This is a genomic window from Burkholderia sp. BCC1977, assembly GCF_905339595.1.
In the GTDB taxonomy this organism is placed as follows: Bacteria; Pseudomonadota; Gammaproteobacteria; order Burkholderiales; family Burkholderiaceae; genus Burkholderia.
This window is the reverse complement of the sequence record NZ_CAJPGQ010000017.1, coordinates 17,967-34,921: the sequence shown is the minus strand read 5'-3', so window position 1 is coordinate 34,921 and position 16,955 is coordinate 17,967. Positions and strand designations below refer to the sequence as shown.

13 protein-coding genes and 1 tRNA gene are annotated in these 16,955 nt (G+C 67.5%); 5 read left to right on the top strand and 9 right to left on the bottom strand.

Translation table 11 applies throughout. The features are described 5' to 3' along the window. Positions 1 to 201: 201 nt before the first annotated feature. Both folD and U5771_RS16170 read left to right on the top strand, forming a co-directional pair. On the top strand, positions 202 to 1,059 hold the full coding sequence (folD, locus tag U5771_RS16175; RefSeq protein WP_322024906.1) for a bifunctional methylenetetrahydrofolate dehydrogenase/methenyltetrahydrofolate cyclohydrolase FolD: 858 nt from the start codon (positions 202 to 204) through the stop codon (positions 1,057 to 1,059). Positions 1,060 to 1,338: 279 nt separating this feature from the next. Beyond that, positions 1,339 to 3,426 (top strand): M3 family metallopeptidase, encoded by a 2,088-nt coding sequence (locus tag U5771_RS16170; protein ID WP_322024905.1) that lies wholly within the window; start codon positions 1,339 to 1,341, stop codon positions 3,424 to 3,426. A gap of 60 nt (positions 3,427 to 3,486) precedes the next feature. Here U5771_RS16170 and dinB read toward each other — a convergent pair whose 3' ends face one another. Next, positions 3,487 to 4,692 (bottom strand): DNA polymerase IV, encoded by a 1,206-nt coding sequence (gene dinB, locus U5771_RS16165; RefSeq protein ID WP_322024904.1) that lies wholly within the window; start codon positions 4,690 to 4,692, stop codon positions 3,487 to 3,489. A gap of 200 nt (positions 4,693 to 4,892) precedes the next feature. On the opposite strand from dinB, the gene U5771_RS16160 reads away from it, so the two are divergent. Beyond that, positions 4,893 to 5,585 carry an aspartate/glutamate racemase family protein gene (locus tag U5771_RS16160; protein ID WP_322024903.1) on the top strand — a complete coding sequence of 231 codons (693 nt, stop codon included), beginning with the start codon at positions 4,893 to 4,895 and terminating at the stop codon, positions 5,583 to 5,585. A gap of 82 nt (positions 5,586 to 5,667) precedes the next feature. Here U5771_RS16160 and U5771_RS16155 read toward each other — a convergent pair. Next, a tRNA-Met gene (locus tag U5771_RS16155) sits at positions 5,668 to 5,744 on the bottom strand. Between the two features lie 181 nt (positions 5,745 to 5,925). Here U5771_RS16155 and xth point away from each other — a divergent pair. Further along, positions 5,926 to 6,702 (top strand): exodeoxyribonuclease III, encoded by a 777-nt coding sequence (gene xth, locus U5771_RS16150; protein WP_322024902.1) that lies wholly within the window; start codon positions 5,926 to 5,928, stop codon positions 6,700 to 6,702. Between the two features lie 25 nt (positions 6,703 to 6,727). Here the strand turns inward: xth and U5771_RS16145 are convergent, their stop codons facing one another. From U5771_RS16145 to glnA, 4 genes are all read right to left on the bottom strand, one after another. Further along, positions 6,728 to 8,845, bottom strand: a complete 2,118-nt coding sequence (locus U5771_RS16145; protein WP_322024901.1) for a prolyl oligopeptidase family serine peptidase — start codon at positions 8,843 to 8,845, stop codon at positions 6,728 to 6,730. A gap of 79 nt (positions 8,846 to 8,924) precedes the next feature. Beyond that, positions 8,925 to 10,457 carry a nitrogen regulation protein NR(I) gene (gene ntrC / locus U5771_RS16140; protein ID WP_322024900.1) on the bottom strand — a complete coding sequence of 511 codons (1,533 nt, stop codon included), beginning with the start codon at positions 10,455 to 10,457 and terminating at the stop codon, positions 8,925 to 8,927. A gap of 46 nt (positions 10,458 to 10,503) precedes the next feature. Then, positions 10,504 to 11,646: a nitrogen regulation protein NR(II) gene (gene glnL, locus U5771_RS16135; RefSeq protein WP_322024899.1), complete on the bottom strand. Its 1,143-nt coding sequence runs from the start codon at positions 11,644 to 11,646 to the stop codon at positions 10,504 to 10,506. Positions 11,647 to 11,807: 161 nt separating this feature from the next. Beyond that, positions 11,808 to 13,223 carry a type I glutamate--ammonia ligase gene (gene glnA / locus U5771_RS16130; protein ID WP_322024898.1) on the bottom strand — a complete coding sequence of 472 codons (1,416 nt, stop codon included), beginning with the start codon at positions 13,221 to 13,223 and terminating at the stop codon, positions 11,808 to 11,810. Between the two features lie 405 nt (positions 13,224 to 13,628). Here glnA and U5771_RS16125 point away from each other — a divergent pair, with 405 nt between their 5' ends. Beyond that, the gene (locus U5771_RS16125; protein WP_322024897.1) at positions 13,629 to 14,093 is read left to right on the top strand and encodes a rhodanese-like domain-containing protein; all 465 of its coding nucleotides are present in this window, start codon (positions 13,629 to 13,631) and stop codon (positions 14,091 to 14,093) included. Between the two features lie 135 nt (positions 14,094 to 14,228). On the opposite strand, the gene U5771_RS16120 is transcribed toward U5771_RS16125, so the two are convergent. The 3 genes from U5771_RS16120 to U5771_RS16110 form a co-directional block, all read right to left on the bottom strand. Next, complete coding sequence (locus U5771_RS16120; protein WP_322024896.1) at positions 14,229 to 15,044, bottom strand: competence/damage-inducible protein A; 816 nt, start codon at positions 15,042 to 15,044, stop codon at positions 14,229 to 14,231. Further along, entirely contained in the window at positions 15,041 to 15,868 is an 828-nt protein-coding gene (locus U5771_RS16115) for an EI24 domain-containing protein (RefSeq protein ID WP_322024895.1), read from the bottom strand. The genes U5771_RS16120 and U5771_RS16115 overlap by 4 nt, the downstream gene beginning before the upstream one ends. A 111-nt stretch (positions 15,869 to 15,979) precedes the next feature. Further along, positions 15,980 to 16,954 carry a sterol desaturase family protein gene (locus tag U5771_RS16110; RefSeq protein ID WP_322024894.1) on the bottom strand — a complete coding sequence of 325 codons (975 nt, stop codon included), beginning with the start codon at positions 16,952 to 16,954 and terminating at the stop codon, positions 15,980 to 15,982. Between the last annotated feature and the right edge of the window lies 1 nt (position 16,955).

Sequence of the window (16,955 nt, the reverse complement as noted above, 5' to 3'; positions counted from 1 at the left end):
CGTCGCCCTGCCGCGCCCGCGATGCGGCCCACTCGCGCGGCGTGGCCCGGCGCTTCCTCCCGGAGCGCCGGCACTACCGCCATGACGCTTTCCTTGTATTCGCTGTCGGACGACAGCAGGCGACCGGTATAATTGCGTGTTTTGCTGCGGCGCTTCGCGCGCCGCACGCCCGCATTCCAACTTCCCGGCAGGACCACCACCATGACAGCCCTCCTCATCGACGGCAACGCCCTCTCGAAGACCTTGCGCGCGCAGGCCGCCGAACGCGCCGCCGCCCTGACCGCACGCGGCCACCAGCCCGGTCTCGCGGTGATCCTCGTCGGCGCCAACCCGGCGAGCGAAGTCTACGTGCGCAACAAGATCAAGGCGTGCGAGGACAACGGGTTCTTCTCGCTGAAGGATGCGTACCCGAACACGCTGTCGGAAGCCGACCTGCTCGCGCGCATCGACGAACTGAACCGCGACCCGAAGATCCACGGCATCCTGGTCCAGCTGCCGCTGCCCGCGCACATCGACAGCCACAAGGTGATCGAGGCGATCGCACCGGAGAAGGACGTCGACGGCTTCCACGTCGCGAACGCCGGCGCGCTGATGACGGGCAAGCCGCTGTTCCGCCCGTGCACGCCGTACGGCGTGATGAAGATGTTCGAAGCGCATGACATCCCGCTGCAAGGCGCGAACGCCGTCGTGATCGGCCGCTCGAACATCGTCGGCAAGCCGATGGCGATGCTGCTGCTCGAAGCCGGCGCGACCGTGACGATCTGCCACAGCAAGACACGCGACCTTGCCTCGCATACGCGCCAGGCCGACATCGTGGTCGCCGCGGTCGGCAAGCGCAACATCCTGACGGCCGACATGGTCAAGCCCGGCGCGACGGTGATCGACGTCGGCATGAACCGCGACGACGCGGGCAAGCTGTGCGGCGACGTCGACTTCGCCGGCGTGAAGGAAGTCGCCGGCCACATCACGCCCGTGCCGGGCGGCGTCGGCCCGATGACCATCACGATGCTGCTGATCAACACGATCGAAGCCGCCGAGCGCGCCGCCGCGGCCGCCTGATCGCCTGAGATCGCCACCCGCGATCGCCCTGCCCGCCCAGCCGGCGCGCATTCGTGCGCCGGCGTCTCGCCGGCCGCCGTCGCGGCCGCGTCGCCACGCTGCCACACCCCACGGCGTTTCACCCGAATCGGCCCCCGCATCGACCGCCTCCAATCGCGTCGTTAGAAACTAACGATTGGAAAGCGCGCGATGCGCCCCAATAATGTCGGTATCGGGCGCCGCCGCATCGCGCCTCACCCTTTTCACCCCGGTTCATCCGGCAACAGACAGGGAGTCTTAATGTCCGCCAGCGCCAATTCCAATCCGCTCCTCGATTTCTCCGGCCTGCCCCGCTTCGGCGAGATTCGTCCGGAACACGTGACGCCCGCGCTCGACACGCTGCTCGATGCCGCCAACCGTGCGGTCGACACCGCGAGCGCGCCCGCGACGCCGGCGACCTGGGCCGCGATCGTCGAGACGGTCGAGCAGGCGACGGAGCCGCTCGGGCGTGCATGGGGCGTCGTCGGCCACCTGAACGCGGTCGCCGATACGCCGGAGCTGCGCGCCGCGTACGGCGAAAACCTGCCGCGCGTGACCGAATTCTGGTCGAGCGTCGGCCAGAACCTCGCGCTGTACGAGAAGTACAAGGCGATCGCCGCGAGCGCCGAATACGCGACGCTGTCCGTCGAGCGCAAGAAGATCCTCGACAACGCGCTGCGCGATTTCCGCCTGTCGGGCGCCGAGCTTCCCGAAGACCGGAAGCCGCGCTTCGCGGAGCTGCAGGAGCAGCAGGCCGCGCTGTCGAAGGCATTCTCCGACCACGTGCTCGACGCGACCAACGCCTATGCGTATTTCGCGCAGGACGAGGCCGAGCTGGCCGGCCTGCCGGGCGACGCGATCGAAGCAGCCCGCGAAGCCGCGCAGAAGGAAGGCAAGGAAGGCTGGAAATTCACGCTGCACTTCCCGTCCTACTTCCCGGTGCTGCAGTACGCCGAGAACCGCGCGATGCGCGAGACGGTGTACCGCGCGTATGCGACGCGCGCATCGGAACTCGGGCCGCAGTACGGCGGCGGCAAGGCCGAGTGGGACAACACGGCGATCGTCGCCGACGAGCTGAAGCTGCGCCGCGAAGAAGCGCAGATGCTCGGCTACCGCAACTTCGCCGAAGTATCGCTCGCGCCGAAGATGGCCGAATCGCCGCAGCAGGTGATCGCATTCCTCGAGGATCTCGCGACGCGCGCGCGCCCGCATGCGGACAAGGACTGGGACGAACTGCGCGCGTTTGCCGCGAAGGAACTCGGCCTGACCGAGCTCGCGCCGTGGGACGTCGCGTTCGCGGCCGAGCGGCTGCGCCAGCAGCGCTACGCGTTCTCGGAAAACGAGGTCAAGCAGTACTTCCCGGAACCGGCCGTGCTGAAGGGCCTGTTCACCGTCACCGAAACGCTGTTCGGCGTGCGGATCAAGCCGGACGACGCACCGGTGTGGCACAAGGACGTGCGCTTCTTCCGCGTGGAGAACCGCGACGGCTCGCTCGTCGCGCAGTTCTATCTCGACCTGTATGCACGCGAAGGCAAGCGCGGCGGCGCATGGATGGACGACGCGCGTGCGCGCGCGAAGCGCGGCGACACCGTACAGACGCCGGTCGCGTACCTGACCTGCAACTTCTCGGCACCGGTCGGCGGCAAGCCCGCGTGCTTCACGCACGACGAAGTCATCACGCTGTTCCATGAATTCGGCCACGGGCTGCACCATATGCTCACGCGCGTCGACGAGCTCGGCGTGTCGGGCATCAACGGCGTCGAATGGGATGCGGTCGAGCTGCCGTCGCAGTTCATGGAGAACTTCTGCTGGGAATGGGACGTGCTGTCGTCGATGTCGTCGCACGTCGATACGAGCGCCGCGCTGCCGCGCGAGCTGTTCGACAAGATGATCGCCGCGAAGAACTTCCAGAGCGGGCTCGGCACGCTGCGCCAGATCGTGTTCTCGATGTTCGACATGCTGCTGCACGTCGACTTCGACCCGGCCGGCGCGACCGGCGTGAACGCGTTCGCGCGCGAGATCAACGAGCGCTACCACGTGATCCCGCAGGCCGCGTTCTCGCGCTGGCCGAACACGTTCAGCCACATCTTCGCGGGCGGCTATGCGGCCGGCTACTACAGCTACAAGTGGGCCGAAGTGCTGTCAGCCGACGCGTACGCGGCGTTCGAGGAAGCGGCCGCCGCAAGCGGCAGCGTGCTCGACGCGGCGACCGGCACGCGCTATCGCCGCGAAATCCTCGAAGTCGGCGGCAGCCGGCCGGCGATGGATTCGTTCAAGGCGTTCCGCGGCCGCGAGCCGGAAATCGACGCGCTGCTGCGCCACAACGGGATGGCCGCCCCCGCGCACTGACCATGCCCTGCCCGGCGCGTCCGGCAGCATCGCAAGGCACCGCTTCGGCGGTGCCTTTTTTCATGGCGCCGGCGTGTCGTCGCCGGCTTCGTCCGCGTTGTCGGTGTTGTGGTCGGCTTCGTCGTCGAACAGCGAGAACTGCCCGTGACGCTCGGCCGTGTCCTCGTCGATGCGCACGCCGACGCCCAGCAGCCGAACCGCCTGCGCGCGCCGCTGCAACCCCTTCGCGAGCAGCGTGACGGCCGTCTGCGCATTGGTCGCGTCGGCCACGCATTCGACCGTCGTGCGCTGGAAATCGGCGAAGCGGATCTTCACGTACAGCTTGCGGATCGAGCGGACCGCGCCCGCGCGCGCGATCCGCGCGTCGAGCTGCACGACGAGGCGGCGGATCTCGTCCGAGCATTGCTCGAGCGTCGTCAGGTCGGTCACGTAGGTCGTCTCGACACTGACCGACTTGCGCTCCTGGTCGGCCCGCACCGGCCGCTCGTCGATCCCGCGCGCCAGCTGGTACAGCCGCCGGCCGAACGCGCCGAACTCGCGATGCAGGTCGATCAGCGACCAGTCGCGCAACTGCGCGCAGGTCTGGATGCCGAGCCGGTCGAGTCGCGTGGCCGTCACCTGGCCCACGCCGTGCAGCTTGCGCACCGGCAGCGCCGCGACGAACGCATCGACTTCATGCGGGCGCACGACGAACAGGCCGTCGGGCTTGTTCCAGTCGGACGCGATCTTCGCGATGAACTTGTTCGGCGCGACGCCCGCCGACACCGTCACGCCGACGGTGTCGTACACGCGCTGGCGAATCTCCCGCGCAATCAGCGTCGCGCTGCCCTGGCACAGTTCGGAACCGCTGACGTCGAGGTACGCCTCGTCGAGCGACAGCGGCTCGACGTCGTGCGTGTAGTCGCGATAGATCGCCATGATCTGCCGCGACGCCGCGCGGTACTTGTCCATCGCGGACGGCAGGATCAGCAGATCCGGACACTTGCGCATCGCCAGCGCCGACGACATCGCCGAATGCACGCCGTAGCGCCGCGCCTCGTAGTTGCAGGTCGCGATCACCCCGCGCTGGTCGGGCCGCCCGCCGACCGCGAGCGGCCGGTTGCGCAGCGACGGGTCGTCGCGCATCTCGACCGACGCGTAAAAGCAGTCGCAGTCGCAGTGGATGATCTTGCGCACGCGTGGCGGCGCGTCGCCGGGTGACGGCATGCGCGGATCGGCAGGCGGGTTGATGGTCGGATTCACGGTGCCGATACTGTACAAAAACACAGTGCCCGTTTCAACTGTCGCGTGCTGCCGCGTTCGACCGCCGCCGGACACCGCCAGGCACCTCGGATCGCCGCCCCCGCGCGCCGGCCACCTCCAACCGGCAATGCCGTACCGGTCCGCTTCGCGCGGATCGTACCGCCGCGCGCGCGGGCCGGCCCCTATACTCGTCTGCCACGACATATGAAACGCACAGGTGACGGATGAAGACGATCGGACTGATCGGCGGGATGAGTTGGGAATCGTCGGCCGAGTACTACCGGATGATCAACCGCCATTCGAAGGTGCTGCACGGCGGCCATCACAACGCGAAGAGCGTGCTGGTCACGGTGGATTTCGCGGAGATCGAAGCATTGCAGCGTGCGCAGGACTGGGCCGCGCTCGGCGAACGGATGGCCGATGCCGCGCGTCAGCTCGAAGCGGCCGGCGCCGATCTCGTCGTGCTGACGACCAATACGATGCACCGCGTGCACGGCGCGATCGAGGCCGCGGTGGCGCTGCCGTTCCTGCACATCGCCGATCCGACCGGCGCCGCGCTGCGCGCCGCGGGCGTCGAGCGCGTCGCGCTGCTCGGCACGCGCTACACGATGGAACTGCCGTTCTATGAGGAGCGTCTGCGCGACAAGTTCGGCCTCGACGTGCTGGTGCCGGACGAATCCGCGCGCAACGACGTGCACCGGATCATCTACGACGAGCTGTGTCATGGCGTGATCGATGCCGGGTCGCGCGCGACCTACGTGGCGATCATCGACGAACTGGCGAAACGCGGCGCGCAGGCGGTGATTCTCGGCTGCACGGAAATCACGCTGCTGATCGGCGCGGACGATTCGCCGCTGCCGGTGTTCGATACGACCGCGCTGCATGCGAAAGCGGCGGTCGAGTGGGCGGCGGGCTGAAAACAAAAAACCCGGCACGGGGCCGGGTTCCTGTCGACGAAGCGCGCATCGGTCACTTGCGCTGCACATCGTCTGGTGTGCTTGGTTGCGGGGGTAGGATTTGAACCTACGACCTTCGGGTTATGAGCCCGACGAGCTGCCAGACTGCTCCACCCCGCGTCAGAGAAATAAATTATAGGGTGATGAAGCACTCACGTCAACACTTTTGTCACAAATTCTTCGCAGGCCGTCGATATCGCGACGCACGGCACCGGCTTTGCATCGTGTGTCGCGCGCGTTCGCGCCCCGTGCTCGCGGTAAGATGGCGGCCTTCGCATTCACCCCGCACGCATTCCCGTTCATGAAAATCGCCACCTGGAACGTCAACTCGCTCAACGTCCGCAAGCAGCACGTGCTCGACTGGCTCGCGCAAAGCGGAACCGACGTGCTGTGCCTGCAGGAACTGAAGCTGCCGGACGAGAAATACCCGCGCGCCGATCTCGAGGCGGCCGGCTACCGCAGCTGGTTCACGGGCCAGAAGACCTACAACGGCGTCGCGATCCTCGCCCGCGACACGCTCGCCGTCGACGAATCCGATGTCGTGCGCAATATCCCCGGCTTCGACGATCCGCAACAGCGCGTGGTCGCGGTGACGGTCGACGGCGTGCGCGTCGTGTCCGCGTATTTCCCGAACGGCCAGGCGCCCGACTCCGACAAGTTCGTCTACAAGATGCAGTGGCTCGACGCGCTGCACGCGTGGCTGAACACCGAGATGCAGCGCTACCCGAAGCTCGCGCTGCTCGGCGACTACAACATCGCGCCGGAAGATCGCGACGTGCACGATCCGGCGAAATGGGAAGGCCAGAACCTCGTGTCGCCGCAGGAGCGCGCGCACTTCGCGAAGCTGATCGAACTCGGCTTCGTCGATGCGTTCCGCCGTTTCGAGCAGCCCGAGAAAACCTTCACGTGGTGGGACTACCGGATGTTCGCGTTCCGCCGCAACGCGGGGCTGCGCATCGACCACGTCCTGCTGTCGCCGGCGCTCGCCGCCACCTGCACGTCATGCGAGGTCGACCGCACGCCGCGCACATGGGAACAGCCGTCCGACCACACGCCCGTCGTCGCGATCGTCGGCTGAGCCCCCTGCCCGCTCACGCCCGCGCTCAACCGCGCGCGGGCGCGGGCCCGAGATGGGCCCACAGGAAGCCGAATTCCGCCGCATCCGATTCGGCGCGCTCCAGGTCGTCGGCGCTGCCGTGGCCGCCGTCGGTGTTCTCCCAGTACCACACCCGTTCGTGTCCGAGCGCATGCATGCGCGCGGCCATCTTGCGCGCATGCGCGGGATGCACGCGGTCGTCGCGCGTCGACGTCGTCAGCAGCAACGGTGGATAGACGACACCTTCGCGCACGCGGTGATACGGCGAGTAGGCGGCGAGCGCCGCGCCCTCGCGCGCATCGTCAGGATTGCCGTATTCGTCGAGCCACGCGGCGCCCGCGTGCAGCTTCGGATAGCGCCGCATGTCGAGCAGCGGCACGCGGCACAGCACCGCGCCGAACAGTTCCGGACGCTGCACCATGCACGCGCCGACCAGCAGCCCGCCGTTGCTGCCGCCCTCGATCCCCAGTTGCGCGGCCGTCGTCACGCCGGTGCGGATCAGGTCCTCGGCCACCGCGATGAAGTCGTCGAACGAGCGCTGCCGATGTTCGCGCTGCGCGTCGACGTGCCAGCCCGGCCCGAATTCGCCGCCGCCGCGGATGTGCGCGAATGCCGCGACGCCGCCGCGTTCGAGCCACGCGATGCCGAGTGCATCGCTGTAGCCCGGCAGGTTCGGAATCGCGAAGCCGCCATAGCCTGACAGCAGGCACGGCCGCGCGACGCGGGCGCTGCCGTCGACGGGCTCCGGTCCATCGAGTGCGTCCCGCGGCCCGATCAGCGTGTACGGCACGACCGTGCCGTCGCGCGAGCGGGCATTCGCGCGACGCACGACGAGCCCGGCCGCATCGAATCGCACCGGCGGACGGTCGAGCAGCACGCGCCGCGACGACGCATCGGCCGCGCGATCGGCCAGATCGGCGAGCCAGCATTCGGGCGGATCGAGATAGGTATCGACGTCCACGTACACGTCGTCGTTCAGCGTCGACTCGACCGGCTCGACGTCGATCTGCGCGTCGCCCGGCCATTCGAACGGCCGCGCGTCCCACGTCCACGCGCCGTCGTCGCCCTGGCGCGGCTGCCACAGCATCGTGCGGTTGTGCACGTCGTCGAGCCAGCTCGCGATCAGCATCGTGCGCGTGTGCGTCCACGTGCAGGCGGACGTCGACGGTCGCGGCACGAACAGCGTCGTGAGCTCGCGCGACCCGGCGAGGAATGCCTGCTCGCGGATCGCAAGCAGCGAGCCGCCCGCGTGACGCACGCCGCCGCAGTCCCAGTCGAGCCGCGGCTCCAGCATCAGCCAGCCTTCCCAGAAGCCGACCTCGACATGCGTCGGCACGTCGTAGCGCGCCCACTCGCCCGCGTCGGTCAGCCGGTATGCATGCGCGTCGAAGAAATCGACACTGCGCCACGCGACGTGGCGGCCGTCGATCGGATCGAACCCCGCGCCCGCACTGATGTCGTCAGGCTCGCCACGGAACACGACCGGCGCATCGGCGAGCGGCGTGCCGCGTACCCAGCGGCGCGCTTCGTACGGATAGCCGGCGGCGGTCGCATGCGCCTCGCCGCGATCCCAGCTTACGTAGACGGTATCGCGGTCGATCCAGCCGACCGTGTGATTCCCGGGCGCGTCGATCGTGAAACCGCCGTCGACGAAACGACGCGCCACGAGATCGAACTCGCGCACGACGACCGCATCGGCGCCGCCCGGCGACAGCGACAGCAAGGCACGGTCGCCATCCGGGTACAGGATCGCGTCCTGCTCGAACACCCACGACTCGCCCTCTTGCGCGCCGAGCGCGTCGACGTCGAGCAGCGTTTCCCACTCCGGCCGGCCGGCACGCCAGTCGTCCCAGCGCGCGCGGCGCCACAGTCCCTTCGGATGGAGATCGTCCTGCCACAGGTCGTACGCCCAGTCGCGCCAGCGGGTCGGAATCACCGGGCGTTCGCGCGGCAGATACGCGTGCGCGAGCCGCGCGGTGAGCGCGCGATACGCATCGTCGTCGCGCAGCGCGACACGCGTGCGCGCGTTCTGCTCGTCGACCCACGCGCGGGCGCGCTTGCTGTCGAGCGCTTCGAGAAAACGGAAGGGATCGGCCCCGGCGGGCCAGCGGAAGGAATCGGACATGACGGTGTGCACGTGACGGCAAACCGCGATTATGTCCGATCGCGGCATGCGCGACGCCCGCGCATGCCGCGACGAAGGCTTACGGCTCTAGATGCAGTTCCTGAATCTTGCGCGTGATCGTGTTGCGGCCGATGCCGAGCCGCTCCGCCGCCTCGACCTTGCGGCCGCGCGTGAAATCGAGCGCCTCGCGGATCACGGCCGCCTCGAAGCGGCGCGCAAGCTCGTCCATCACGTCGGCCGAATTCTCGCGCAGGAGCCGCGCGACTTCGGTGCGCAGCCCGCTCTCCCACATCGGATAGCCGGCCGGCGCGCCGTTCGGCGCGGCCGCGACGGGCGCAGCCGTCAACGGCATCGCGCCGGCCGCCGGCGGCACGCGCGCCACGTCGCCCGCACCGCCGCTTCCGCTCACGCCGCCGTGCGCATCCACGCCGTCGAGCGTCGCGGTCACCGGCGCGCCCGCGGGCACGAGATCGGGCGGCAGGTCCTTGATCTCGACCGTCTGCGCGGGCGCCATCACGGTCAGCCAGTTCGCCAGGTTCTCGAGCTGACGCACGTTGCCGGGAAACGTGAGCGACGTCAGATACGCGAGCGCTTCGTCGGACACGCGCTTCGGCTCGACACCGAGATCGCGCGCGCTCTTCTGCAGGAAGTGGCGCGTGAGCAGCGCGATGTCCTCGCTGCGTTCGCGCAACGGCGGCAGCCGCAGCCGGATCACGTTGAGCCGGTGGTAAAGGTCCTCGCGGAACAGCCCCTGCCGCACGCGCGACTCGAGATTCTGGTGCGTCGCCGCGATCACGCGCACGTTCGCGCGCAGCGGGTTGTGGCCGCCGACCCGATAGAACTGGCCGTCCGACAGCACGCGCAACAGGCGCGTCTGCAGATCGAACGGCATGTCGCCGATTTCGTCGAGGAACAGCGTGCCGTTCTCGGCCTGCTCGAAGCGGCCCTGGCGCGTCGTCTGCGCGCCGGTGAACGCGCCGCGCTCATGGCCGAACAGTTCGGATTCGAGCAGGTCCTTCGGAATCGCCGCGGTGTTCAGCGCGATGAACGGTCCGTTCGCCCGCGGGCTGTGACGGTGCAGCGCCCGCGCGACGAGCTCCTTGCCGGTGCCCGATTCGCCGGTGATCAGCACGGTCGCGGCCGAATGCGACAGGCGGCCGATCGCGCGGAACATGTCCTGCATCGCGGGCGCCTGGCCGAGCATCTCGGGCGCTTCGGCCACGCGCTCGTCCTGCGGCGCGCCGCCGCGCAGGCTTTCCTCGACCGCGCGGCGGATCAGTTCGACCGCCTTGTCGACGTCGAACGGCTTCGCCAGATATTCGAACGCGCCGCCCTGGAACGCCGCGACGGCGCTGTCGAGATCGGAGAACGCCGTCATGATGATGACGGGCAGGCCCGGCAAGCGCTCGTGCATCGCCTGCAACAGCTCGAGGCCGGAGCCGCCCGGCATCCGGATGTCGGACACGAGCACCTGCGGCGTCTCGTGGTCGAGCGCGGCCAGCGCGTCACGCACGTTCGCGAAGCTCTTCGTCGCGAAGCTGTCCCGGGCGAGCGCCTTTTCGAGCACCCAGCGGATCGATTGATCGTCGTCTACTATCCAGATCGGCTTCATAGGTCGGTCAGATATTGGTGAATCCGGTGAATCGCCATGCCGCCGCTCAATGATCGAGCGGCAGCAGGATCTGAAATTCGGTACGGCCGGGCCGGCTCTCGACCTCGATCATCCCGTCGTGCTGCTGCACGAACGTCTGCGCGAGCGTGAGGCCGAGGCCGCTGCCGTCGTCGCGCCCGGACACGAGCGGGTAGAAGATCCGGTCGCGGATCTCCTCCGGAATGCCGGGCCCGTTGTCGACCACGTGCAAGTCCAGTGCCAGCCTGTACAGGCGCTTCGCGATCGTCACCTTGCGCGCGACGCGCGTGCGCAGCTCGATCTTCGCATCGCCCTGCGCGATCCGTTCGCGCAGCGCCTGCGCCGCGTTGCGCACGATGTTCAGCAGCGCCTGGATCAGCTGCTCCTTGTCGCCGCGCAGGTCCGGCACGCTCACGTCGTAGTCGCGCTCGATGGTGAGCCCGCGCGGAAATTCCGCGAGCATCACCGCGCGCACGCGTTCGCACACTTCATGAATGTTTACGTCGCCGACGATGTGCGGATGCCGGTGCGGCTCCAGCAACCGGTCGACGAGCGTCTGCAGGCGGTCGGACTCCTTGATGATCACCTGCGTGTATTCGCGCAACTCGCCGCGCTCGCGCTCGCTCAGTTCGAATTCGAGCAGCTGGGCTGCGCCGCGAATGCCGCCGAGCGGGTTCTTGATCTCGTGCGCGAGGTTGCGGATCAGTTGCTTGTTGACCGCGGTCAGGTCGTGGATGCGCTCCTCGCGATCGGTACGCGACTGCCGTTCGTTCTCGAACAGCTCGACGAGCACGAAATCGGGTGCGGTCTCGAGGAAGCCGACGATCGCATGCACGTGCAGAGGTTCGCGGCCGGGCCGGTCGAGCACGGTATCGAGATGCGTCGCGTGAAAGCGCTCCTCGCCGATCGCGGTGATCGTCGACGCGAGCTCGTTCGCGTTCGGGAAAATCTCGCCCCACGGCCGCTGCGCGAGCTGCCGGCGCGAGATGTCGAGCATCGCCTCCGCGGACGGGTTCGCGAACGCGACCCGCAGCGTCTTGCGGTCGAGCACGATCACGACCGTCGGCAGCGCTTCCAGCCCGGCAAGCAGGCCCGAACGCGCGAGCCGCTCGTCTTCCGTCAGTCGCTCCGGCTGCCCCGTCTTCGCCTTGATCAGATTCTTCAGAGCCATCGTGCGTATCGTCGCGCCTCAGCGAGTCGGAAAAGGGAAATGCTCGGAACAAAAAAGGGACGGCTGGACGCCGTCCCCTTTCAGACTCCGCGGTTCCCGCCGCAGGCCGCGCGACGGGAACGAACCGGCATGACGGCGCTGAATCGAAGCGCCATCGCCGATTACAGCGAGTAGTACATCTCGAACTCGATCGGATGCGTCGTCATGCGGAACTTCGCCAGCTCCTGCTCCTTCAGCGCGAGGTACGCATCGAGCATGCCGTCGGTGAACACGCCACCGCGCGTCAGGAACTCGCGATCCTTGTCGAGCGCTTCCAGTGCCTGGTCGAGGCCTGCGCAGACGGTCGGGATCTTTGCATCCTCTTCCGGCGGCAGGTCGTACAGGTTCTTGTCCGCGGCTTCGCCCGGGTGGATCTTGTTCTGGATCCCGTCGAGGCCTGCCATCATCAGTGCCGAGAAGCACAGGTACGGGTTCGCCATCGGATCCGGGAAGCGCGTTTCGATACGGCGGCCCTTCGGGTTCGACACGTGCGGAATGCGGATCGATGCCGAACGGTTGCGTGCCGAGTAGGCGAGCTTGACCGGTGCCTCGAAGTGCGGGACCAGACGCTTGTACGAGTTCGTCGTCGGGTTCGTGATCGCGTTCAGCGCGCGAGCGTGCTTGATGATGCCGCCGATGTAGAACAGCGCCAGTTCCGACAGGCCGGCGTAGCCGTTGCCCGCGAACAGGTTCTGGCCGTCCTTCCAGATCGACTGGTGAACGTGCATGCCCGAACCGTTGTCGCCGACGACCGGCTTCGGCATGAACGTCGCCGTCTTGCCGTACGAGTGCGCGACGTTATGGATGATGTACTTCGACCATTGCGTCCAGTCGGCGCGCTCGACCAGCGTCGAGAACTTCGTGCCGATTTCGTTCTGGCCCTGGCCCGCCACTTCGTGGTGGTGCACTTCGACCGGGATGCCGAGCTGTTCGAGCAGCAGGCACATTTCCGAACGCATGTCCTGGAACGTGTCGACCGGCGCGACCGGGAAGTAGCCGCCCTTCGTGCCCGGACGGTGGCCCGTGTTGCCGCCTTCGAATTCCTTGCCTGCCGACCACGGTGCTTCTTCCGAGTTGATCTTCACGAAGCAGCCCGACATGTCCGTGTTCCACTGGACCGAGTCGAAAATGAAGAATTCCGGTTCCGGACCGAAGTAGGCCGTGTCGCCGATACCCGTGCTCTTCAGGTACGCTTCCGCGCGCTTCGCGAGCGAACGCGGGTCGCGCTCGTAGCCCTTGCCGTCGGCCGGCTCGACCACGTCGCAGGTCAGCACGAGGGTCGACTCTTCATAGAACGGGTCGACGAATGCGGCGCTCGGGTCCGGCATGAGCAGCATGTCCGACGCCTCGATGCCCTTCCAGCCGGCGATCGACGAGCCGTCGAATGCATGGCCGCTTTCGAACTTGTCTTCGTCAAACGCCGAAACCGGCACCGACACGTGCTGTTCCTTGCCGCGCGTATCCGTGAAGCGGAAATCGACAAACTTGACGTCCTCGTCCTTCACGAGCTGCATGACGTCGGCGACGGTTTTACTCATAACCTCTTCTCCTGATTGAACAATTCCGGCGGACTGGGAACCGCCTCGTTTATCGAGCTGCCCGGAGTCTGGCTTTGGCGCAGCGCGCCCCGGGTCGACCGAATTCTATATAGCAGCTTCCGTGCCAATCATCGCAAATCCGACGCGAATCGCGCCGACCCGCGCCGTGGCGGGGCCCGGCTGCGCGATTCCGGGGCCGTGCGCCGCACCGGCAGCCGCCCGACCGCACTGCGATGGTGCAATCGGCAGGATGCGCCGGAACGATGGATTCATTCTGGTGCATGCGTGCCATTCTGCACTTTTTTGGTGAGCGCGTGGGCGGTGCATGCGTCGCAGGGCACGCGGACATCCGCGCGGCGGTGCCGCGCTAGAATGATCATTTGACCGATACGGAGACCTCCTGCCATGAGTACGCTCGACCAGCTTTACGCGAAGGCCGAAGAACGCCGCGCCCAAGGCGCGCTCAACTATGCCGGCGCACTGCTGCCGGTCGAGGCCTTCGAACTGCTGCAGCTCGACCCGTCGGCACGCCTCGTCGACGTGCGCACCCGCGCCGAGCTCGACTGGATCGGCCGCCCGCTTGTCGGCGACGGCCAGTACCTGCACCTCGAATGGACGCGCTATCCGGGTGGCGTGCCGAACGCCGAATTCGTCGACCAACTGAAAGCGGCGCTGCCGGCCGACACACCCGTCCTGTTCCTGTGCCGCAGCGCCGCGCGCTCGAAGCTTGCGGCGGTCGCGTCGACGCAGGCCGGCTTCACGAAGGCCTTCGATCTGCTCGAAGGCTTCGAGGGCGGCAAGGATGCCGAAGGCCACCGCAAGACGGTCGACGGCTGGTGCTTCCGGAAACTGCCGTGGATCGGCGCCTGACGGCGCATCCGCCCAGGCACGCCCGACCGACACATCGTCGAGCCGGGCGATGACATCCCGATGACGGGCCGCATTGCGCGGCCCGTGGTTTTTGTGCGGCCGTTCTGCGGCCGGTGCGCGATCGATGCGCGACCCTCAGGCGCGCGGCGCGTCCGGTTCGACCACGTCGCCGCCGAGCAGGTGCACGCCTTCGCGCAGCTTCACGAACGCGGCCGCGACCGCCTCCGGCTCGCCCTTCACGCCGAGGTCGATATGCCGGCGCGCGTAGATCCCGCCGCGCTCGGCATCGCCGACGCTCGGCAGGCTGAACACGCGCACGCCCGGGAAATCGCGCTCGATCTTCTCCATCAGCGGCGTGAGCGTCGACTCCGGCAGTTCGAACACGTACAGCGAACGCTCCGCGTGCGGCGTCGCGTGATGGAGATGCTGGTACTGCGTGTCGAGCACCCATTCGATCATCGGCCACGCCATCACCGGGAAGCCCGGCACGAAATGGAGATCGCCGACCGAGAAACCGGGAATCCGGTTATAGCCGTTCGGGATGATCGTCGCGCCCGCCGGGAACACGCCCATGTTGAAGCGGTGCTGGTTTTCCGGCGACTCGAAGTCGACCGGCTTCGCCGGATCGGTGTGCGTCTCGCGGATGCGCTCCGAGATCAGCGCCTTCGCTTCCGGATGCAGCGCGAGCGGCACGCCCAGCGCGGCGGCCGCGCACTGGCGCGTGTGGTCGTCCGGCGTCGCGCCGATCCCGCCGGTGGAGAACACGATGTCGCCGGAAGCAATTGCGCGCGCGAGCGTCGCGGTGATCCGCGCCGGATCGTCGCCGACGTATTCGGCCCAGTCGAGCGCGAGGCCACGCGCGCCGAGCAGCTCGATGACCTTCGCCAGATGCTTGTCCTGTCGGCGGCCCGAAAGGATTTCGTCGCCGATGATGATGATGCCGATGCTCATGCCTGCCCCATGTCGATTGCGGTGGCGCGCGAACTCGCGCGCAGGTCGTCCAGCGCGCGCAGGCAATAGTGCCCGAACCACAGCGCCGAGAAGACGAGGATGAAAGCGTAAACCCAGATCATGGCCGCCGCCACGAACGGAAACAGCACCATCATCCAGACCGACGACACCCACACGAAGGTCGGCACGGTGCCGAGCAGCCCGGTCGCGACGCCGATGCCGATCAGCGGCCAGCGATGCTGCCGTACCAGCGCGCGGCGCTCGTCGCGGCTCGCGTGCTGCGCGAGCGCGTCGTAGGTCATCACGCGGTACGTGAGCCAGCCCCAGATCACGGGCGGCAGCAGCGCGAAGAACGGCGGAATCAGCCACAGCGGGATCGTGACGACGAGCAGCACGACGCCCACGATCGCCGCGCCGAGCGAATTGAACACGCTGCCGAAGAACGTGCCGCCCCGCTTCGCCTCCAGCGCGGCGAACTGCCGGTTCGACAGGTGCTTGATCACGACCGGCATCGAGATCGTCGCGATCAGGAGCAGCACGGTCAGCACGATCAGCGGGATCGCGAGCGACACGACGACGAACGGCGCGACGACCGCATGCAGCTGCGACATCCCGATCGCGTCGAACACGCGGTACAGCGCGGCGGTCAGCATGAAGCCGTCGAGCGCGCCGCGCGCGGCATCGATCAGCGTCTGCCACGAGAACCACAGCAGGACGCCCCACAGCAGCGCCGAGACGACGAACGGCATCAGGGTGAGCCACAGCATGCGCGGGTGCAGCGCGCTGGCGAAGGCCCGGACGAAAGAGCGCAGCAAGTCGTTCATGCGAACCTGTATCGACGAGGAAAAACGGGGAAAGGATAAACCACACGGCCCGCACGCGCCAAAGCGCATGCGGGCCGTGCGGGAAAGCCGTTCAACGGGAAAGTGACTCGGTCAGGCGGACGCCGCGCCGCGCTTCGCGGGCACGAGGCGCCGGAAGATCCGCACGAACGCGAGGCCGTGCTGCGCCCAGAAGCCGTCGCCGTAGGACACGCCTTCGACCTGCTCGCGGATGCCGGTCGGCTCGACCGTGCGGTTCCACGACGCGGTGCCGAACATCATGTCCCACCACGGGAACAGCACGCCGAAGTTGCAGCCGTACTTGGTGCCTTCGTGGCCGTAGCCGACCGCGTGGTGGCGCCGGTGGAAGATCGGGCTCACGAGCAGGCGCTCGCCGAGCCAGCCGAACGACAGCCGCGCATTCGTATGCTGGATGCTCTGCACGAAATTCGTGACCGCGGTCAGCACGACGAACTGCGACGGCGTCACGCCGATCACGAGCGCGATCGCCGCGAAGAAACACGATTGCAGCACGTCGTCGAGCAGGTGGTTGCGATCGTCGCACCACAGCGACATCTGCCGCTGGCTGTGATGGACTGCGTGCAGCTCCCACCAGATGCCGAACTTGTGCTGCCAGCGGTGATACCAGTAGCCGGCGAAGTCGAGCACGACGAGGTAGATCGCGAACGCGACGATCGGCTTCGAAGTCACGCCCGGCCACAGATAGTCGAGGTTGACGTTCGCGACGCCGTGCAGCCGCAGCCACGCCTGGAAGTTGTCGAACACCGGCTGCAGCGCGAAGAAGAAGAACAGCGCGTAGATGCCGAGCTTCGAGATCGCCGTGTAGATCACGTCGACCCGCACCGCGCGGCGGTTCTTCCAGCGCTCGACGGGCGCGAGCGCCTCGAGCGGGCGCAGCAGCGCGAACATCAGCACCATTTGGAGCGCGCCGATGATCACCCAGTACAGCGCGTCGTAGGTGTCCTCGTCATAGTCCATCAGGTTGAACTTGAAGAGGAGCGGCTGCACGACGTCGACGTACAGCCAGGTCTGGATATCCGACACGAACGCATCGATCAGGTGCAGCATC